This is a genomic window from Bacillus sp. FSL R5-0820 (genome assembly GCF_038593385.1).
GTDB classification, from domain to species: Bacteria; Bacillota; Bacilli; order Bacillales; family Bacillaceae; genus Bacillus; species Bacillus altitudinis.
Genome location: NZ_CP151991.1, coordinates 1,707,274 through 1,727,915 on the forward strand (window position 1 = coordinate 1,707,274; position 20,642 = coordinate 1,727,915).

The 20,642-nt window shown below is 37.1% G+C and carries 22 protein-coding genes and 1 pseudogene; 17 read left to right on the forward strand and 6 right to left on the reverse strand.

The features are described 5' to 3' along the window. The first annotated feature begins 91 nt into the window (after positions 1-91). The 3 genes and pseudogenes from NST15_RS08655 to NST15_RS08665 all read left to right on the forward strand — a co-directional run. Positions 92-586 (forward strand): hypothetical protein, encoded by a 495-nt coding sequence (locus NST15_RS08655; RefSeq protein ID WP_041507243.1) that lies wholly within the window; start codon positions 92-94, stop codon positions 584-586. Between the two features lie 262 nt (positions 587-848). Continuing rightward, a complete protein-coding gene (locus NST15_RS08660) occupies positions 849-1,967 on the forward strand; it encodes a hypothetical protein (RefSeq protein WP_282833651.1) in 1,119 nt (372 codons plus the stop codon). Positions 1,968-2,023: 56 nt separating this feature from the next. After that, positions 2,024-2,353 (forward strand): annotated as a pseudogene (locus NST15_RS08665) (phage terminase small subunit-related protein); the annotation flags it as partial. A 39-nt stretch (positions 2,354-2,392) separates the two neighbouring features. Here the strand turns inward: NST15_RS08665 and NST15_RS08670 are convergent. After that, a complete protein-coding gene (locus NST15_RS08670) occupies positions 2,393-2,812 on the reverse strand; it encodes a hypothetical protein (protein ID WP_017367294.1) in 420 nt (139 codons plus the stop codon). A gap of 190 nt (positions 2,813-3,002) precedes the next feature. Between NST15_RS08670 and NST15_RS08675 the strand changes: the two genes are divergently transcribed. From NST15_RS08675 to NST15_RS08690, 4 genes are all read left to right on the forward strand, one after another. Next, positions 3,003-3,848: an SMI1/KNR4 family protein gene (locus NST15_RS08675; protein WP_282833652.1), complete on the forward strand. Its 846-nt coding sequence runs from the start codon at positions 3,003-3,005 to the stop codon at positions 3,846-3,848. Positions 3,849-4,249: 401 nt separating this feature from the next. After that, a complete protein-coding gene (locus tag NST15_RS08680) occupies positions 4,250-5,359 on the forward strand; it encodes a RapH N-terminal domain-containing protein (RefSeq protein WP_050827286.1) in 1,110 nt (369 codons plus the stop codon). After that, a complete protein-coding gene (locus NST15_RS08685; protein WP_019743847.1) occupies positions 5,360-5,494 on the forward strand; it encodes a hypothetical protein in 135 nt (44 codons plus the stop codon). 809 nt (positions 5,495-6,303) lie between these two features. Then, on the forward strand, positions 6,304-6,639 hold the full coding sequence (locus NST15_RS08690; RefSeq protein ID WP_272511543.1) for a hypothetical protein: 336 nt from the start codon (positions 6,304-6,306) through the stop codon (positions 6,637-6,639). Between the two features lie 357 nt (positions 6,640-6,996). Here the strand turns inward: NST15_RS08690 and NST15_RS08695 are convergent, their stop codons facing one another. Next, a complete protein-coding gene (locus tag NST15_RS08695; protein ID WP_282833653.1) occupies positions 6,997-7,983 on the reverse strand; it encodes a YhdH/YhfP family quinone oxidoreductase in 987 nt (328 codons plus the stop codon). Positions 7,984-8,095: 112 nt separating this feature from the next. Here NST15_RS08695 and NST15_RS08700 point away from each other — a divergent pair, with 112 nt between their 5' ends. The 3 genes from NST15_RS08700 (at position 8,096) to NST15_RS08710 (ending at position 10,451) form a co-directional block, all read left to right on the forward strand. After that, on the forward strand, positions 8,096-8,515 hold the full coding sequence (locus NST15_RS08700; protein WP_048003264.1) for a MarR family transcriptional regulator: 420 nt from the start codon (positions 8,096-8,098) through the stop codon (positions 8,513-8,515). Positions 8,516-8,658: 143 nt separating this feature from the next. Beyond that, complete coding sequence (locus NST15_RS08705; RefSeq protein WP_342499012.1) at positions 8,659-9,978, forward strand: DNA/RNA non-specific endonuclease; 1,320 nt, start codon at positions 8,659-8,661, stop codon at positions 9,976-9,978. Further along, positions 9,978-10,451 carry an antitoxin YezG family protein gene (locus NST15_RS08710; RefSeq protein ID WP_041092234.1) on the forward strand — a complete coding sequence of 158 codons (474 nt, stop codon included), beginning with the start codon at positions 9,978-9,980 and terminating at the stop codon, positions 10,449-10,451. The genes NST15_RS08705 and NST15_RS08710 overlap by 1 nt, the downstream gene beginning before the upstream one ends. Before the next feature lie 106 nt (positions 10,452-10,557). Here the strand turns inward: NST15_RS08710 and NST15_RS08715 are convergent, their stop codons facing one another. Continuing rightward, entirely contained in the window at positions 10,558-11,019 is a 462-nt protein-coding gene (locus NST15_RS08715; RefSeq protein WP_272511546.1) for a macro domain-containing protein, read from the reverse strand. Positions 11,020-11,205: 186 nt separating this feature from the next. Between NST15_RS08715 and NST15_RS08720 the strand changes: the two genes are divergently transcribed. Then, the gene (locus NST15_RS08720; RefSeq protein WP_272511547.1) at positions 11,206-11,748 is read left to right on the forward strand and encodes a GNAT family N-acetyltransferase; all 543 of its coding nucleotides are present in this window, start codon (positions 11,206-11,208) and stop codon (positions 11,746-11,748) included. A 403-nt stretch (positions 11,749-12,151) separates the two neighbouring features. Here NST15_RS08720 and NST15_RS08725 read toward each other — a convergent pair whose 3' ends face one another. Next, positions 12,152-12,523 (reverse strand): iron chaperone, encoded by a 372-nt coding sequence (locus NST15_RS08725; protein ID WP_272511548.1) that lies wholly within the window; start codon positions 12,521-12,523, stop codon positions 12,152-12,154. 384 nt (positions 12,524-12,907) lie between these two features. On the opposite strand from NST15_RS08725, the gene NST15_RS08730 reads away from it, so the two are divergent. The 5 genes from NST15_RS08730 to NST15_RS08750 all read left to right on the forward strand — a co-directional run bounded on the left by NST15_RS08730 (position 12,908) and on the right by NST15_RS08750 (position 17,031). Beyond that, positions 12,908-13,561: a CotZ-related putative spore coat protein gene (locus tag NST15_RS08730; protein WP_272511603.1), complete on the forward strand. Its 654-nt coding sequence runs from the start codon at positions 12,908-12,910 to the stop codon at positions 13,559-13,561. Between the two features lie 74 nt (positions 13,562-13,635). Further along, positions 13,636-13,980 carry an S-Ena type endospore appendage gene (locus NST15_RS08735; protein WP_008343952.1) on the forward strand — a complete coding sequence of 115 codons (345 nt, stop codon included), beginning with the start codon at positions 13,636-13,638 and terminating at the stop codon, positions 13,978-13,980. A 44-nt stretch (positions 13,981-14,024) separates the two neighbouring features. Further along, entirely contained in the window at positions 14,025-14,990 is a 966-nt protein-coding gene (locus NST15_RS08740; protein WP_342499013.1) for a collagen-like protein, read from the forward strand. Positions 14,991-15,234: 244 nt separating this feature from the next. Beyond that, positions 15,235-16,347 carry a tetratricopeptide repeat protein gene (locus NST15_RS08745; protein WP_048003261.1) on the forward strand — a complete coding sequence of 371 codons (1,113 nt, stop codon included), beginning with the start codon at positions 15,235-15,237 and terminating at the stop codon, positions 16,345-16,347. A 462-nt stretch (positions 16,348-16,809) separates the two neighbouring features. Then, positions 16,810-17,031 (forward strand): hypothetical protein, encoded by a 222-nt coding sequence (locus NST15_RS08750; RefSeq protein ID WP_008343948.1) that lies wholly within the window; start codon positions 16,810-16,812, stop codon positions 17,029-17,031. A 39-nt stretch (positions 17,032-17,070) separates the two neighbouring features. Here NST15_RS08750 and NST15_RS08755 read toward each other — a convergent pair whose 3' ends face one another. Continuing rightward, a complete protein-coding gene (locus tag NST15_RS08755) occupies positions 17,071-17,766 on the reverse strand; it encodes a YoaK family protein (RefSeq protein WP_035700895.1) in 696 nt (231 codons plus the stop codon). Between the two features lie 34 nt (positions 17,767-17,800). Beyond that, positions 17,801-19,666 (reverse strand): DNA ligase D, encoded by a 1,866-nt coding sequence (locus tag NST15_RS08760; protein WP_282833655.1) that lies wholly within the window; start codon positions 19,664-19,666, stop codon positions 17,801-17,803. 115 nt (positions 19,667-19,781) lie between these two features. Here NST15_RS08760 and NST15_RS08765 point away from each other — a divergent pair, with 115 nt between their 5' ends. Further along, positions 19,782-20,630 (forward strand): Ku protein, encoded by an 849-nt coding sequence (locus NST15_RS08765; protein WP_025207383.1) that lies wholly within the window; start codon positions 19,782-19,784, stop codon positions 20,628-20,630. Positions 20,631-20,642: the final 12 nt, after the last annotated feature.

The window sequence follows — 20,642 nt, forward strand, 5'->3', positions numbered from 1 at the left end:
CACAAACGAATTTCACGTTAAATAAAACCAATGCACTGAATATCTTAAAATTTCCAAATCAGCTCCGATATAAGTTTAGGAGGTGATTCTTATGAATGAAATTAACGAATCAACAACATTCGGACAGAGTAAATACATACCAAGATATTTGAAACAATTTGGGAAGGATATGCATAAAGCAGATATTAATCAACAAACAGCATTCAAAAAGAGAATTAAAGAGAATCATGATAGTAAAAAAATAAAAATGCTTTTGGGTAGGATTGAAGATATGTTAGATAATCAGAAATCTTCTAATCACTTAACTACAGCCTTTTTTGGAATCGTGTCTTTTGGATTTGCAAGTTTAATGAATTATAGTATTAATCCAATAAAAGAAATACATGAAGCCGGGCCCTATATTCTTATCATAGTTACACTTATTATTGTTCTTTTCTTTTGGGGAAAGACTGTTTTGGATGAAAAAAAAGAACTCAATGAATTGAGTCGTTATAAACGATTATTACAAGAATGTTTAGAAGAATTACCTGAAAAGAAAAGCAAAAGACGTTTCTTAAAATTAACAAATAAGTACCGAACACCTTAGGAGATAGGGTGTTTCTTTATTGGAGGCGATACACCATGAATATCAAAACAATCCCCGTACATAAAATTAACCCTGCACCATATAATCCCCGCATCGATCTGCAGCCAGGAGATCTTGAGAACGATTCACTAAAAAACAATCTATAGACAAATTTAGATACTCTTATCACTAGATTGGAATGAAAGGACAGGTTGCGACTTTCAATGAATTTCTGTACATTTCAGTGAAATTATTGTATTAAATAAGAAAGGGGGAGAAATTATTGAAAAGTATTGTATTAGTTGGAAACGGAATAAATATTCAATTTGGTGGTGTTGAATACACAAATAGAAATATAATAGATAGGGCGATAAAAAATATTGAAGAAGGAAACTTTCCTGAAGATATTTATCCTTATGAAATAAAAGAATATTTTGAAAGACTCTATGCATTTAGTTCGAAAATAATAAGAGGTAAAATTCAAATATATGTAGGGAAAAGGGAAGAAGCAGAATTACGTAATTTTATACAAAGATATAGATTCCATAAAGGGAAACTGAGATACTACCAAATAGGTTTTGAAGACTATTTTATGCTTCATGAGTTTTTTTGTAGGTATAATCATATAACGAATCCAAAAAAATTTAATTTTCAAGAAGCACTTAAATGTTTTTTTCTAGATTCTATATATAATAATGGTGATATTAACAAATTGTTCAATTTATATCCAAAGGGATTAATAAATTGGTTTTCACAGTTTGATGAGATATTTACAACTAATTATGATAAAAATATAGAATTGTTAACAAATATGGAGGTTCACTATTTACATGGTGGTTTCCATATCAGAAAAGACATTTATGATAAAAATAGTTTTAGAAATAAATTATCTGACAGTCCCATTAGAGATTATAAAATTATAGAAGGGTATGATCACCTATACTCGAATGCGCTCTCAACGTATTCAGGTTCACTAAAAGAATTCTCGGGCACTATGAATGATTCAGCGAATAAAGCTATAACTAAATTTGTTCAAGCAATTGATGAAGATCCAAAAAGAATAAATGAATTTGCTCATTTTAAGGAATCAGATAATCAGTTGCTAAGAAACATGTATGAATCAATTATCTTGAAATTAAAGGATAAAAGCCTACAATTTAATGATTATTATCCATTTGATAAATTGAAGGCTAATTCAGGTGTTCTTACTATAATCGGGCTCTCTCCAAATAACGATTCACATATTTTAGATATGATCCTTAATAATAAAGAAATCATAAAAATAGTTTATTATTTTTATGAAGAATTAGAGGGTCAAACGATTGTTAATTATTTTCCTGAAAAAGAAGTTGAACTCAAAAATGTAAATGATTTTTGGGATGAATTTTGTCAACAAAATTAGATAATTAAAAAACAAACTCAAACTTAGTTCAGCAACTCGGAGGTGGGTAAAATGTAATGGCTAGAGCGCGCGATCCAAGAAGAGATGATGCTTTTCGTCTTTGGAAAGAAAGCGATGGAATCCGCTTACTTAAAGACATTGCAGATGAATTGTGTATAACAAGCAGCACCGTCCGTAAATGGAAAGCGAATGATAAATGGGATGAAAATAAAATCTCAAAGGGAGCGCTCCTAAATTAAATAGGAGCGCTCCCTTACGTTCTGGCGCACCTATAGGGAACAAAAACGCCAAAGGAAATAAAGGTGGTAAAGCGGCCACCTGGCAACCAGAATGCAAAAGGTAATAGGGGAGGGGCAGCTCCTAAAGGAAATAAAAATTCTTTACGTCGATTATATGGACGAAACAGAATTTGAAAATATATGAAATTATTTTATTTCCTCATCCATTACTTTCTTATACTTTTCAAATTCAGAATCTTTCATTTCACCGTTCATTTGTAATAGAAAATTCCCTTTTGAATAGGTGTGAGAGAAGAACATAGATCCAGCATTGCCTAACTCATCATAATAGGATTTCGCCTGCTGTAAATCAGTTTCATTTCCAAATTTAAAAATCCTTCCGCCAGCATTTTCACCTAAGGAAGGAACGAGAATTCTTTTTCCTTCTTCTCTTATATTTCCAAACTCTTTTTGTTTAAGATCAGATGGTTTTTCTGCTTCAAGCCCAGCACTTTTAAAAGCTTCAATAATATTGGCTGTCGTGAGCTGTTTTTCATTTGATGCTGCGCTACTGCAAGCTGTTAGCATCATTAAACAAATAAAAATGAATATAGATAATTTCTTCATATTGGATCCTCCTGATTTTTAGGTGCAAAGGAAATTTTACATGAAGTACCTTCTTTTTACTATCGTTTCGACAAAAATAGACAGCGTGAATGACTAAGTAACAAATATTCTTCTTTTATTTTGACTAAATTGTCAAATATACTCAGCAAGATGGTATACTTATGTGCATATTTTACTAGGAGGCATCACCTTGAAATCATTTTGGGAAATAGACGAGAAAGGTTACTATACGTTAAAAAAGATCAACGCAGAAGAAATAGCTAAGGCTGAAAAGAAACTTGGTATCACTTTGCCAGATACATATAAAAAGCTCATATTAGAACAGAATGGTGGTTATACCATTCATAATGCTTTTCCAACCACTCACTCTAATTCATGGGCCGAGGATCATATTCAATTTAATCATCTTTTGGGAATTGCTGAAGATGAAGCAATTATGGATAGTGCCTATTTGATAAAAGAGTGGGAGCTGCCAGAAGGGCTTGTCTTAATTAACGGGGATGGTCACACTTGGGTAACGATGGATTATCGAAAAACGAAAGAGAATCCTGCAATTCATTATTTTGATGTTGAGATGGAAGAAGACTTTAAGTTAGCAGATTCCTTTGATGAATTCATTGAGGGGCTTTATACAGTTGAGTACAGTGTTGACGAGGAAGTAGCAGAGGGTGAATACGAAGAAGAAGAAGAGGAATATATAACTAAAGCAGAACTTGAAGCGATCTTAGAGAAAGAAGCACCTGATCCAGCCGATATTCATCAAATTACTAAATATCCGTTACAAGATTTAGAAGAAGTAGAGTGGTTCTTTAAAAGAATAAAAAGCTATATTGAATCTGTTAAAGATGAAGACGTTCTTTATGAAGTAGCTGCAAGCATTGACACAATCCTTATATTAAGAGTAGATACAATGCCAAGTAACGATATTATAAAAAAGACATTATTTGAAATTGTAGACATTTTTGAAAAAACTGAAATTCCTCAGATAACTGTAACAGCTGGAAATTTCGCTGTTAATATTGATTTTTTAGATTAAGGCAAAATTAGAGCATGTAGAGTGTACTGTATAGGGTGAATTTTCAAAGAGTGAATGAGAACGGATGTTTAATTATCTGTTTTGAATTCATTATAATATAATTTAGATTGACCCCTTCGTGAACCTGGCTGAAACTCAGTCAGGTCTTTTTTATATCAATTTCAAAACAATATTTTGTGAATTTCTTTCTAAAAAATGAAGGTGTTCAATCTAAAAGAAATAAGTATCAAGTCCTTTCTGGCTACTCTCTCTTTTAACCAACTCTTATAATTGCATACCATTCAATTATTATCATATTTGCGGGATACCGAAAATTTCTATTATGAGCAGATTCACTTTACATATGTTGTAAAATGCGTGTTAGAATTATACTAGGGATTTGTTTAGAAGGGGGTAAAGGAATGTCAGGATTAATTGCCTCTCAGGAGGTAGGAAACATGTTAAACACTTGGAATCTTGCGATACAAAAAGGGGATTTATCGGCAGCTATAGAAATGCAAGATGACATAGACAGGGCAATTGATTTAATGGAAGAAAATCAAGATATTCTTTTGTACTATCAACTGTTGAGCTTTAGGCTTAAGCTGAAACTTCAGAATATTAGCAGAAATTTAGATAAGCCATTCTTTCAGCGGAATGCTCCAGACGAAAAAGAAGAAAAAACAAATAAACTCATGTCATATTACTTCTACTTTTATAATGGGATCTATCATGACTACTTACAAGATTATGATAAGGCATTAAGTTACTTCAGAATAGCTGAAAAAAAGTTGGCTTATGTTGATGATGAAATAGAAAAAGCTGAATTTCATTATAAAATCGCAGTTCTATTTTATGATTTGAAAATGACCTTTTTATCAAAATATCATGCACAAATTGCGTGTGACACATTTAATGCGCATGAAACATATATCAAAAGACAGATTAACTGTAGGATGCTACATGCGTTAAACTTAATTGATCAATTTGAATATGATAAAGCAAGAGCTCTTTTTAGTGAAGCTGAGAATATGATCGAAAGTATTAATGACAATCATTTAATCATTCATCTATATTACAATATGGGTTTTCTAGAAAGCAAAAAAGAAAATTTAGAAGAAGCATCAGCACTATTTAGGCGCACGTTGAGTTATAAAGAGATCGAAAATCAAGATTTATTGAAGATGAGATGTTTATATGAACTTTCTAGAATAGAAATCTCCAGTAAAAGTAATGACGCGATTGAATGGATAGATCTAGGCATTTCTTTATCAGAACAAGTCAACCATAACGTTTTTCAAATAAAATTTAAATTGTTAAAAGAACTATTGTATGAAAAAAATCACTCTCAATTGAACAATATAAACAATCTGTGTTTAGAGCTTGAAGAGAAAAGAGTATGGGTTGATTTAGAGGAAATTCTGGTTGATGTGGCGAAATATTTAGAGGGGAGAGGCTTGCTGAAACAATCATTAAATTACTATAAAAGAGCCTTACTCGCAAGCCAGTATGTAGGAAAAGGAGTGAATTAATTGAAGAAGTCGGTTTTTATTACATTTTCACTAGTTGTGGTAGCTCTAGGTACACTTTTCTTTACAAACGGTTTGACTCAACCTCTACATGAAGATGTCCAAACAGTTGCATCAAGAGGTAGCTCTGGAGGTTAATTGGTTAAAAAACGATAAAGTGGATTAAAGCGTCAGACTTCTTATGGTATTCTGGTAAAAGAATATGCCATAAAGGAGTCTTTTTTATATTAATTGCTCCATTTGCTTTGATGGCAGCGTATAGAGATACTAAAAAACAAATGAATTAATTAAGCTTTTTGAAGGAGACTTTCAGTGTCTGTTGGAGGGACTCCGGGTATTACCCAATTTCACTGTATATATTTATGCGAGAGCTGTATAAAGCATGGGATTCTGAAAAACCGAAAAAAATTTATGAAGAATTTCAGGATGTTTTTATGAAGAAAGAGAAGAAAACAATTTGAGGTAAAAACAAATATAGTACATACTTTCAATTTTGTTACTTAAATCCTAAATATGGAACTGACTGTAGAATGTTAAGACTGATTGTTTTATAATTTCACGGTAACATAACTTTCTCTGGATTGTAATTAAAAGTATAAAACGTAAGTGAAAGTATATCGGGGGATTTGGATGATAAAAAAAGAAGTTTTTCAAATAGTTTTGTTTACAGTCCTTTTGGCTATTTTTCTTTATCAAGGTGTACAAAGAGATTTTCCTTTTGAATATCTGATTACATTAGTTACGTGCTATGTTGCTGTAATAGTTTATAGAATTATAAAAGTAATGAAATATAAAAAGGAGCAAAGTACAGTTAAGTAGTTTGAGCTATTTTTGGTTGCGGTGTCCACAATCACTTTTGGGATCAGACGTTTGAGGTCATGGCTCTTTGGCATGTTGACATTAAGAATTATATAATGAACTAAATTTAATTTCGGAGGTGCTTTTATGTGTCTATTCAAGTAGATGATGATGGTGTTTTAGAGATGTGTAATATATATGCCCAAGAAACTCATCACAGAGAAGCATTGATTTTAGGAAACAGGAAGGGTCTATTGGAATTAAAAAATGCGATAGATCAGGCTTTAAAAACCGGTAGTGCTGTTGCAAATTTATACCCATCTGATTTTGAAGGGTATGAAACTTGTATTGCTCTAGTGGATGATGAAAAGCAGTTTAAGAAATTAATTACTCCTTATGTAGAGGAATATACACAAGATGATGATGCGATTGATCCAATTGATATTATTAAAGAGTACGATTCCAAAAAAGAAAAACCTTTATAATAGGGTTTTTCTTTTTTTAGTGGAGTATAGTTTCACCTTTTTTAGCTTTGTGTTTACTTGGTACTGATGCTCTATGAGCATGGTGTATATGGATTTTTGGAGCTGCATGAAAATGCCAGTACCAGTTTGACGATCCTGGTTTTAGTGGTATGACTCCGTTATCAACTGCAAATACTCGTGTTTTCTTTTCCCCTTTTTTATGAAACTCTTTTACAAGACACTCAACTTTTCATTTTCTATTTTTTACATACCAATCGATATGATAGTTCTTCCCGCGGTCATTGCGATTGGTACGAAGAATATTGGTAGTTCAATTTTTATCTTGTGTAATAAAGCTCAAATAGAGTTTGTGTTATTTTAATATTTAATAATTGTTCTTCCTAAATGTTGGCCATTTTTGATGGCTTCAATTGTTTCAGGTAACGTATCGAGAGTAATCTCATTGACTAGAGTCGTTTGGGCGATATTCCATTCGTTTGCTATCTCGTTCCAAATGACTTTGCGTTTATTGATTGGTACATTTACAGAATCGATCCCTAGAAGGTTGATCCCTCTTAAAATAAAAGGTAACACAGTTGTTGTTAATTTAATTCCACCTGCATTCCCGCACATGCTCATGCTTCCACCATAAGAAATTTGAGGTATTATGACAGAAGCCACATCTCCTCCTACGGTATCTAAGACGAAGTCAAATTTTTGCTTGTTTAATGGTTTTTTGAGCTCTCCTAACTCGTTTGCAAAAATGACATCAGTTGCTCCTAAAGATTTTGCAATGTCGACTTGATGATCTTTACGCACTAAAGCATGAATATTTTTATACCCAATTTTAGATAATAATTGTATCGCGATGCTACCAACTCCACCAGTTGAACCTGTAACGAGTATATGAGGTTGATTTTTTGTATTCATCCCATTTTCCTGTAAAGCCATGATCGAAAGAGCGGCTGTAAAGCCTGCTGTTCCAAAAATCATTGCTTCTTTTAAAGTCAAGTTATTTGGCAAAGGAACAATCCAATCCGCAGGTACTCTAGCATATTCAGAAAAACCTCCAGTGTGGCTCATGCCCATAGCGAAACCTGTGACAATCACTTGTTGACCTTCTACGAAACGATGATCTGTTGTATGAACGATCGTTCCACTTAAATCAATTCCGGGAATCATCGGATAGTTACGAATAACACCTCCATTTTTTTGAACAGCCAGCATATCTTTATAATTGATTGAAGAATATGCTACTTTAATTAATACTTCTCCTTCAGATAGATCATTCACACTTACATTTTGAAGATCATAACTAATTTGATCATTTTTTTCTGTCACTAGTATCGCTTTAAATGAATCCACTATTTATCTTCCTCTCTAAAAATATGTTATAACAAAACATTTCTGGTGCAAAAGTATTTCAATTAAAAAACTACCATGATATTATAGGTGAAGTCAATGTGGGGGAGATAAAATGGAATTATCAGAGTGCATAAATTTTTTACTAAGTGTTAGTCAAAATAAAGTGTTTAAGTACTTTAGTAAGCTTTTAGAGGAATGTGATTTGACACCCGCTCAATATGGTGTGTTGAACTGTTTGTGGAGAGAGGGCCAGCTATCTCCTAAACAAATTGGAGAACTTGTGTATTTAGAAGCCTCAACAGTTTCTGGAATTTTAGATAAAATGCAAAAAGCTGACTTAATTGAACGCACAATTGATCCAAAAAATCGAAGAAATATTTTAGTAGAGGCGACTCAAAAATCTTTAGCCATTAGAGAAAAAGTTGAAGCAGCAACAATTGAGCTGAACAATACAGCGCTCCAAAACTTGTCAAATGATGATAAGGTTGTGCTAAAAAAAGCATTGTATACAATTATCAATAACTTTCAATGATGGATTTTTTTAAAACAAGTTACTTATGTATCAAGAGGTAGCTCTGATAGATAATTGGTTAAAAAACGATAAAGTGGATTAAAGTGTCAGGCTCCTTATGGTATTCTAGTAAAAGAATATGCCATAAAAGGAGTCTTTTTTATATGAAAATATTAGATGCTCCATCTTTACTATCAGCTGTAGAACAGAGATCAAAGGCCTATCATGAGCTTCAAGAAGAAATGAAACTTGTGAAAAAAGAAGAAAAAGAAAAAAGAAGAATCAAAGAACTGAAAGAAAAGCTCAATGATCCTTCGTGTCTATCAGAAGCGAAATACTTTGAGATTGTAGATGAGATCGGTTATGAGAATCTCACATATGATCAAAAAATGTATTACAGTCAGCTTCTCCAAATCAAAGCACAGGAAGAAGCATCGGAGGTGTTCATTGATAGTGTAAAAGGTGCTGCAGTGGGTCTATATGATGTGGCAAAAGATACAGTGACCGGAATCTATGATCTTGTCACTGATCCTGGTGGGGCTGTGGAATCAGTCGTAACGGCTGTTTCACATCCAATTGAAACATCGAAAACGATTGGAAAATCGATTTCAGACTCATTCCTAAAAGAGGTCATAGATGGTGATGCGTATTCTCGGTCACACTGGTTCGCCTATGCGACTGGTTCTCTTGCAGAAATTGTCTTTGGTTCTAAAGGGGCAGGAGCCATCACAAAAACAGGGACAACAGCTGCCAAAACAACAATGAAGAAAGGCCTTGAACAAGGAGCAAAATCAATCGGTAACGTCACCATTCCGAATCTATTGCCATACTCACCAAAGTTTCAAATGGCTGGTGGCCCGAAGCTCCCGTACAATGTATTTGACGGAGAAAATCTCAAAAATAAACTTCTCTCCATGGCAAAGCGTCTAGACAACAATTCAGGATACGGTATCTCTCAGACAGGCAGAAGATTACCAGCACCCAAATCACCACCGACCGTTGTCAGTTACGGAGATCACTATGTGCGGTGGAAACGCAAAAAGGTATTAAAACCGAATGTCGTTTATTCAACAAAGCAAGGTTACACCTACACAACAGATCACTACGGACGCATTGTCAAAGTCGAAGCAAGTGATTTAAAATATGGAGAGGTCAAAAGAAATCAATATGCTCAATCCAATTCAGGTAAGCCGGACAGATTACTGGATGATGATGGTGGACATTTAATTGCGTCAATTTTCAAAGGGTCAGGCGATATTGATAATCTTGTTCCAATGAATGGAAATTTAAACAAAGGTGAATGGAAAAAACTTGAGAACACTTGGGCTGATGCTCTTCAAAATGGTGATGAAGTTAAAGTGAAAATAACTCCTAACTATAAGGCTGATTCTCTACGTCCTGAAACTTTTGATATTAAGTATAAAATCGGTGATGATGAATGGGAAATCAGACGATTTGATAATGTGTATGGAGGTAAAAAGTAATGAAAGAAGAAGAACTAGAATATGTATATAAGCTGATAGTTGATGTTGTAGTGGAAACCATACCGGTCAAGTGGAAAAAGGTCTATTTATATGGTGAGGTAGTTGAAGGTTCACAGACTGCTTACTTTTATTTTTTACCTGAAGAAAATGATAGTAAGCCGGTATATAGTCATGAGATAACTGAATTGTTTGAAGTGAGTGAACATGAATACAAAGAAAGGTGGCATCAATTAGTCGACTACATCCAAGAACTTGGGAGAGTGTTTGAACAAAGTGGTCAAGCACCTTGGACAAATTTTACAATGATAATTGATGAAACAGGATATTTAAATATAGAGTTTAATTATGATGACCTTTCGAATACAAACCCTCATGAAAGAAAAACTATTTGGAAATATAATCATCTAGGCATTATACCTAAAAGCAATTCGGGTAAAAAACATTTAGAAAAGTACCTTTCTACTTTGGAGTAAAAATCGTTTTGAGAATATTAAAGAAATACAGACTAGAGAACATAATAAGAGCACTCATTCCAAGCAGAAAGGGTGCTCTTATTCACTCTAGAATTTCTCATTTCACCTATTTAAACCGATAAACCGTCACTTCACAATCGCCAAGAACCTCTTCCATCATCTCTCGAACAATCGTCCAATCGCCGCCTGCCAAGCCGCAGCCGATCCCATAAGGAATGGCGATAGAATGAAGGGGGTTCTCTTCATTTGGATTTGTCACTGTCTGTTTTAGATGTTCAAAGCAGCTGCGTAACGCGTCGTCATCCGTTTGTTTTGTTTTTCTTCCGTATCCAACTTGGGCGAATAAGTTGGCAATGGTTTTTCCGTCGCTCGTTGTGATGAGCTGAACGGAGCTTAATAAATCATCTCCTTGTTCTGCACATAACCGTTTATAGTCTTTATACACATTTGGATATTTGCTTTTGATCTGCTTTGCTAACCCTGCTCCCATGACACCCTTACAATTCACTTGGTGACAGATGATATCTTCTTTTGCCTCTAAGATATTGCCTTCTACCGTTTTGATCATTTCAAGTCATCCCTTTTCAATAAAATGCAAACTTATGTTCTATTATAGCAGTATTGAAGACATTATTTCATTGCAAAATGCGCTTGGGCTTTAAAAAATGGAGTAGTCTATACGATCAAATTGTCAAAAACAGTGCATGTCATCTAAAATAGTGAAAGATAAAGAAGATACAGTAAGGAGAGTCTTATGGATAAAATAGAAACAAATCGTTTAATTCTTAGACCATTTCGTGATGAAGATGCACCTGGAATGTTTGCATACTTATCTCATCCAAGAGTAAATTGTTTTCTGGATGATCAAATCTCTACATTAGAAGAAGCGGTCGCTAAGGTGCAAAAAAGAAAAGCAGATCACTCTTATATGGCGGTTTGTTTAAAAGAAAGTCAGTTGATTATCGGTGAACTGTTTCATTTAAAAGATGAGCCGGATACGTATTCGATTGGCTGGAATTTTCATGCGTCATATGAAGGGAAGGGATATGCCCGTGAAAGTGCAGAAGCTCTCTTGTCGTATCTATTTGTCAATCAAGGAGCAAGACGCTTATATGCATATGTAGAGGATGACAATGATCGATCTCAAACATTATGTGAGCGTTTAGGCATGAGGAAGGAAGGCCTCTTTCTTGAGTTTGTTTCATTTACTACAAATGAAGATGGCACACCTAAATATGAAAATACCTATCAATATGCTTTGCTGAAAAAAGAATGGGAGCAGTTTCATTCTAAATAGTGCTTTGTTTCTTGGTATCCGGATGACAATGAAGTGACAAAATGTGAAATGATCTCATTGTTTTTTTCGCTCGTTACCGGAGCAGAAGAATGGATGATGATATCTGCTGGGTTGACCTTTATTTTGGCAAAGGTGCTGGGCTCTTTTATTCCAATCAGTAGCCCTTTGCAGAATTGAATCAAGTTAATCTTTTAATCGAAAAGAACGACTGTTTTCCTAGAGATCACGCACCTTTTTTATTTTTTCTATTTGTATGGTCTTTTGGCTTTCCGCAAGGGCGTTAATGTACTTCTGTCGTGCTATGAATGGATGGAGCAGAAATGGGCAGGAGAGAGAACCAAATAAAATGTAAGTCTCACGAAAAAACACCCCAATCTGTTATGAAATCAGATCGGGGTGTTTATTATTTTCGCCAAAATGTGGAACAATCTGCTTTGTCTTCAATGTTAAATTCGATGATTTTTTTTAATAGAGGATAGTCAATCGGTAAGCTTTCCTTCATCCGAAACATCTTTTTTCCATGGTCATAACCAGCTTGTACAATATCTGGTGAAAAGTGTTCAATTCCTTTACCTTCTGGTGCGACAGAAATGTGATGTTTTGCGACGCTAAATCCGATAATAAATGTGCCATGATCTGTGAACATGGGCTGATTCCAAGCAATTCTTGGCTCTAATTGAGGGAATGTGTCTGAAATCCATTGTAAGATGTCTTGCGTGCGCTGTTTCAGCTCTGGATTACCGATATTGCTTACATATTCTTCAAAAACCTGCATTGTTTTCATCCTCCATATTCATCAAGCCTCAGACGGGATTCGAACCCGCACTCCTTTCGTAAGCATAGGCTAGGGGGCAACACGCTTCCCTACGGAATTTCACCGACAGGAGTTTCACCTGTCTCAGCTCATTTGCTTTTCGGTGCTTCTGAAACCCTTGCCTTGCGACCCGCTAGCTACAATTGTTTTACGGCGCTCTTCCCTTCTAGAGCTACTGAGGCACGGAAGTTCTTGTTCATATTATATAGAGAAACTTGAAAAATGAAAAGCTATGCTCATCATCTAATCCAATCGCACAAAATAGTCAAAGGCACATATGATAAAAGACCATATAGTTATGTATACAGCATGGAATTGGGCTGATTGAAAGTGACAAACCTATTGATGAGTAAACTAAAAGAGATAAACAATCAAACAAAATTAGAAGGCTTTACTCACAAACGTTCGATGAGTTCTCCCTTTTTGCTCACCATGGAAGATGGGGAACCTTTTTACTCATGGGTGTTTTTTGAAAGAAGTGTGTTTAAGACTTGCTATTTTTCTTTGAGCTCTATCAATGAAAAGCAGAATTGTGTGCTGTTGGAACTTCTTGTACCGTGCTGCAATAGATCAACATGCTGTCAAAAAGTTTTGTATCGATCCAGTTCGAAAATTCTTGTAGATCTTTCTTTTTTATGTGGAATGATTGAAGTAGAGCTTCCTGTATATGATGCGCTTATTTTAAAGAATATAGAATCTCACCACATCTTTCTTTGTTTTTCCACATCGCCCAGTTCGGTGGAAGTATGGCGGAATGGAACAAAATTTCTCAATACGGCAACTGTTGTGTTGCATCATCAAGATCATCAGGATGTACCAGTCGCAATTAGGATTCAAACTGGTACATTTTGTTATGATCTTCTTGTCCAAAAAGGAGAAAGTCGTGCGATTACTGTGAAAGATGTGAAATTCATCTTGAAATCTCCATCAACTGAAAGTGTGCAAGCACGATTAGACATGCAAATCAACATGGTGCAAAGAAGAAAAATAAAGCTTTGAAGCTGTGATAATCGCACAATCTTCAAAGGTAAATGGATCATAGTCTATCAAGACTAGGTTGAAGGAGGGTTAAAATGGCTATTTTAGGCGGATGTAGTAATGAACAAGCGGGCTTTGTAAATGATGCAGTATGCTTCACACTTGATTTAGCAGCAGCAGCTGATGCAGTTGTCGTCTGGACAGATGGAACACCTTATGTCATAAACGGAACCATCATGGTGGAAAACAATGGGATTGTGGCTGTAGCACCTACCGTGGCTTTAGAGGTAAACGGTACAGCTGTTCCTGATTTCACGGTACCGCCAGGAGAGAGTCGATCCATTACGCTCAGTGATCTGAACTCGATTGGGATTTTAGCTACTGGTGGAACCTCGACTGGAAGTATTGTCGTTTCGTTTTCTCTCAATTATCAGTATTAGTGTGTATGTCTTGAAGATTCCACAGTTTGAAAGTAGTGTGAGACATGTGCGCCCAACTTAATATGTGTGGAGGAATAACTGGTCCAACGGGAGTAACTGGCCCAACCGGAGCCACGGGTTCAACGGGAGTAACCGGTCCAACTGGAGTCACGGGTCTAACAGGAGTAACCGGCTCAACGGGAGTAACCGGTCCAACTGGAGTCACGGGTCTAACAGGAGTAACCGGCTCAACGGGAGTAACCGGTCCAACGGGAGTAACCGGCCCAACCGGATCCACGGGTTCAACGGGAGTAACTGGCCCAACCGGATCCACGGGTTCAACGGGAGTAACCGGCTCAACGGGATCCACGGGTCTAACAGGAGTAACCGGCGCAACCGGGGCAACTGGGGCAACGGGTCCAACGGGAGTAACCGGCCCAACTGGAGCCACAGGTCCAACGGGAGTAACCGGCTCAACGGGAGCCACGGGTTCAACAGGAGTAACTGGTCCAACGGGAGCCACGGGTTCAACAGGAGTAACTGGCCCAACCGGATCGACGGGTCCAACGGGAGCCACAGGTCCAACCGGAGTAACCGGTGACACAGGTCCAACCGGTACTAGTTTTACAACTAACTCGATGTACGCATCCAATACGTCGGGAAGTACGGTGCTGGTTGTTTTAGGCGGAACGGCAGTGACGCTGCCTAATAACCAAAGTTTAGATGGATTTACCGTAAGTGGTGGTAATACGGTGTTTACTGTACCTGTTTCAGGGAGATATTTTATCACGTATCAAGTAAATACAAGCGCTGCACTTCTGGCAGGAACAAGGGTGATTAACAACGGAACACCCATAGCAGGGTCTATTTTAACACCTGCTTTATCTACATCTACCTACAATGTATCTCTCATTACAACACTTGCAGCAGGGAATCAAATTTCTCTTCAAATATTCGGTTTAGTCGCAACCGTAGTATTACTTGGCGGGGGATCTGTTGGAGCGGCATTAACCATTATCAGATTGGAATAAATCCAAAAAGCCCAATAAGGGCTTTTTTTCAATTCAACCGTGTCCTTTAATAGAAAAAAGACGGAATTTTTAGTGTATGCATCATTGACTAGGAGAAAGAAACGCAATAACGAAGGAATCGGTTATTGAAGATTCAAGTGATTCATATTAAAATGATGTCAAATGGACTAATTAGCAATTGCTAATAGAAGTTCCATATTTAGTGAAATCATGTGGTGTAGCTGAAGGTGATTGGGGGTGTAGAATGAGCAAAGTTCCTGTGGCGGAATTGGCATCACTATTAAATGACTGGAACATGGAAATCAAAAAAGATCATGCAGATGAGGCAGAACGGCTATTTGCTAAAGCGAAACAAGCAGTAGAGGAAATTGATGATGCTGACATCCTCATGTATTATTCTCTTCTAGAGAAAAGGCATCATATTCTGATGTACAATTTAAGAGGGCAAAAAGGCAATGTTTCAACGAAAAGTATAGAAGGCCATTATGGGAATAAAGATGATGATTTGTCTAATCGCCTTGCTTACTATTTTGATTTTTATGAGGGTGTGTATGAACAGCATCAGGGGAATTATGAGGTTGCATTACAGATGTATCAAAGTGCGGAAAAGCTCTTAGATAAAATTCCAAGTGAAATCGAACGCGCTGATTTCGATTTTAAGGTCGCGTGGCTTTACTATCGCCTGAGTCATATCATGCTTTCATTAAGTTATATTCGCAGGGCTCTACACGTCTATAAACGTCACAAGCACTATGAAAGAAGAACTGCACTTTCATATTCTCTTATCGCAGCCAACCTTACAGAGATTGGCAGGTACGAAGAAGCGCTTGAGAATTATCGTTTGGCGGAAGAGGTGTTGACAAGCGAACAGGATGATTTTATGCTGGCTCAGCATCACCATAATGTGGCCATTTTATATTCATTTTGGAATAAACCGAAAGAATCCATACGACATCTTGAAAAAGCATTGTCTCATCAAGAGTATTATGATTCTGATTTCTTTTTCCATTCTACGTATCTGATCAGCCGGGAACTCTGTGTGATTGGTGAAAAGCAGCGCGCAAGCCAGTATATAGAGGCTGCATATGCACGAATAAAAGATGCTTCTCATGAAGTGTTTCAGCTCAAAATAGGCATCGTACATGATCTTTACTTAACGAATGTGCCACAAAGATTTCAGCAAATTAATGAGAAATTAAGAAAGTTAGAAGAAAAGAATGAATATCATGAAGTGAAAGAGCTTTCTCACTTTGCTGCAAAGTATTGTGAAAAGCAAGCACTTTATGAGCAGTCTGTTTTTTACTTGAATAAAAGTTTAGAAGCGGATTTACATATGAAAAGAATGGGGTTGATATAAGATGAAAACAGGATTAAAAGTATTATTCGTTGTGGGTTTAGCGGTCGCTGCGGCTGTTTTAACTGAAAATGTAGCGGGTTCTTTCGAAGTAGCAGAAAAAATCATTGGTGGTTAATCACCCAATCATATCTCGCCCTTGTTGATGATCATCAGCAAGGGTTTTTTATATGGGTGAAAATAGGCTCTTCTTATTAAACGCTGCAAGAACGTTTAATAAGAAGAATTCGCAACAAAGGGGGTGTGCAAATTTGTTACCTGCTCCATTATTCTAAATAAACATAGGGCAGAGCAACAAGTTAAAAAGGTCACCTTTCTTTGCTTAATTTAATTTTTTGCAGGACTTTTCATTCAAATTTTATGAAATTGGTCTATTGTACATAGAAATTGTTACAAAAGAGGGAACACCGCTCCATTTGTCACGCATATGATGAGATGAAGTGTAAGTTGAAGGCAGGTGATTGTATGGATCCACGGGTGTATGGAGGCTTTCATGGCGGCGGTTTTAGCGGCGGAGCAGTGGGACCTCATATTGGCTTTGGCGGGTATTATGTGAGCCCTGGCGTGTTCTCGGGCTTAGGAGGTTACCCTGGATATGGAGGGTTCGGGACGTTTTCTGGATATTCTCCATATGGCTCCACATTCATTATGGGGCGTCCTCCTGGTTTTTATGTAAGAAGTTATTAATGTTTCATCACAGTGATTGAAATAGCCATCTAAGATTGGCTATTTCAATTGGTGAAAGTGCTTAAATGTAGCTGTGATTACAATAACCCCTAGGATGCAAATAGGCAGCCAAATGATGATAAACGGATCGTACGCATCTGTGTATGCTGCTAAAGCAGCACCTAGGCAGTAAAAGACAATAGATCCAATTCGCAGAAAGCTCACATGCTGAATAGGGGCTTTTCTTTTTTCCCGATTTGATAAGCGCTGCGCCAAATCTTCAAATAAGTTAGCAAGTGTACTCGTTAAAACTGTTGTAGAAATGCCAGCGACATTTAATTTGCGTGCGGCCGCCGTTTGCATGCCCATCGCCATACTTAAAAGGATAATCAGCATAAAATAAGCACCTTGCGTATAAGGGAAAATGGTCATAAGAGCAAATAGAAGCAAGATGATGACTTCTATGATAAAGATGCGTGTAACGGCTTTTGGCCAAAATGTTTTTTCTTGTTTTCCACCTATGACAACAGCTAGTAAAACACCTAGAACAAATCCGCTAAGTGCCGTGATGGAATGAAGAGCGGTTAACTGCAATGAACTGCCTGCTGCAATGCCAAGCAGTACAATATTTCCCGTCATATTTGCTGTAAACACATGCCCTAGGCTTAAATAGCCAATAACATCCACTATTCCTGCGGTAAGACATAAGAACATCAGGGCAATGTTTCGTATTGAGTGTGCGGTCAAAATGGTCATCCCTTTCTTCCTCTCTAATGAATAAGTGTAACGCTTAATGACCGCGTATGTCCATTTTATGAGCTGGTAACATGTCCTGCAGCTGATATAAAACTTGTCGAAAAGAATCATCATTCACATGGTACCTCATTTGACGGAATGGATCGCCTTTTTCCTTTAGACGTTTCATAACAGCCGGCATCGTAAATAAAGAAGGATGACATTCTTCGCTATTTAATTCTTCCCATTCAATCGGTGTTGCAACAAGTCCAAGCTCGTTTCCTCTCGGGGAATACGGGGCGATGATTGTTTTTCCAGCATCATGTTGAAGGTAGTCTAAATATAAACGGTTGCCGCGGTTTTTCTTTAGACGCTCTAGCGTAAACAGCTCGGGTGCTTGTTCGCATAAAAATTGGCAGATGAACGCAGTGAATTGTCTAGTTTGTTCATATGTGAAGGCATTTTTCTTCAATGGGATATAAACTTGCAGCCCTTTCCCACCACTTGTTTTAATAAATGCGGTGAGAAAGAGTCCATCTAAAATGACCTTGATTCGTTTGGCTGCTTCTATTGCTAGGTGAAACTCTTTAACAGAAGGCGGATCTAAATCAAATACAATTTCTACAGGCCGATCTGTATCTCTCGTTTCAAAAGGAATATGAAATTCCATCGCCAGCTGGTTACCTAGCCAAAGCAACGTGTTAGGATCATTACAGATTGTGTAAGAAATATCGTGCGCTTGATCTGTCTCAACAAAATCAGGCGCATAATCGGGCGTTGCCTTTTGATAAAAAGATTCTCCACCAGTGCCGTGAGGAAAGCGTATTAACGTAAGACGTCTTTCACGTAAAAAGGGTAATAAATAGGAAGCGGTTTGCCTCAAATAAAGTAAGTAATCTGCCTTTGTGATATGAAGGGCAGGTACAACCGGTTTCTCTGGGTGGGTGATATCAATCATAGCTGGGAGTGGATAAAGCTGTTTGAGCATGTGTTGAAAGGTACACGTTGCTGGATCTGCATCGAATAAAAACGAAGAAAACCGGGGCTCTCGTAAGGCTGATCCATCAAAAGAGATACAGGCAATCTTTGCGACAATGGATGGTGGGATTTCATAATGTGATGCTTCAGTCATTTGACCTTTGGTTAGAAATAAGGTGCGCAGGGTTTGTTCTTCTTCTTTAGAAAAACCATGCTTAAATTGGACAACCTCTATGAGATTCGTTTCTTGATAAAGACATCCTTGAAAATAGCCATTGTCTTTATCAAAACGAGTCACGATGACAGATACATACCGCCAATTTTTGATTTTGAGCCATTCTTTCGAGCGGGTATGCTCCTGCCATTTACTCATCTTCTTTTTAGCAACTAATCCTTCCGCTAAATAGGTCAGCATGATTTTTTTCATGTCATCAGGGCTGCTATCGGTTTGGATGATTTGAAGAAGAGAGGGGTGATTCAGCTGAACGGAGGGAGGAAGATTTGCAGCTTGGAACACCTCATGCAGCTCAGCTTTTCTTTCAATCAGCGGTAAATCAACCAGGGATTTCCCTTTAAATCTCAATAGATCAAATGCAATGAAATGACATGGAAACCGCTTAGCCTGGCGTTGAATGGTTTCTTTGTTTTTCAGGCGGCCTCTTTGCTGAACCTTTGTAAAGTCGCTTTCTTGTTCACTCAGTAAAAAGACCAATTCTCCATCTAGGGTCAGCGGTAAAAAAGGTGCAAGCTGCTTTGTTAGTTGCTGGCACTGATCAATGACTTCAGGAAATTGTTTGTTTAATCGTTTTCCCGCTCTGCTCTCTAAATGGATGGCGTCTTTTTCCCATATAAGAATGGCCCTGAAGCCATCATATTTTAATTCATACAGCCAGTCTGCTCCAACAGGAATATCATGTGCAGACGTTAAACGCATCGGATTCATTGTGTTTTTCACTTCCTTACATCATGTGTTCTTAGAGTGGGATGAAATTTTCATAAACATACATAACTCTGCTGAAAACATTACATAGTAAGGAGAAAAGAACGGAGGCGTTACGATGCATACAGTATGGAAGGGCGGCATTAGCTTTGGACTGGTGAATATTCCAGTCAAGCTGTTTACCGCTACAGAAAACAAAGATATTAAATTAAGACAGCTTCATAAGGAATGCCATACGCCGATTAACTACAAAAAGGTTTGTGCTAACTGCGGCGAGGAGGTAGCGCCAGAGCAAATTGTAAAAGCGTACGAGTATGCCAAAAATAAATTCATTGAATTGGATGAGGAAGAACTCGAAAGGCTGAGAAAAGAAAATGAAGAAAAAGCCGTCGAAATTATTGATTTTGTGAAGATAGAAGAAATCGACCCCATCTATTATGAAAGAAGTTATTTTCTATCTCCAGATACCGGCGGAGCAAAGGCTTATTCATTATTAAGAAAAGCGTTACAAGAATCAGGGAAAATCGGTGTAGCCAAGATCATGATTCGCTCAAAGGAGCAATTAGCGATTGTTAGGTGCTACGAACATATTTTACTAATGGAAACCATTCATTTCCCTGACGAAATTAGGCAAGTATCAGACGTCCCCAATATCCCGCAAGAGGAAAACATCGTGAAGAAAGAGTTAGATACAGCACTCCTTTTAATTGAGCAGCTGACCACCACATTCGATCCAGCCGCTTATCGCGATGAATACAGAGAGCAGCTGATGAATGTCATTGGAGACAAAATTTCTGGAGAACATACCGTTCAACCAGCAACGACAGGTAAAAAAGAGGCTTCATCCAATGTCACTGATTTGATGGCCGCTTTGCAGGCTTCTATCGATCGATCAAAACCGGCAAAAACGAAAAAAGCAGCACCTAAGAAAAGAAAAGCACCCGCTAAAAAAGAAAAGAATGCATAAAGAAAAGACCGC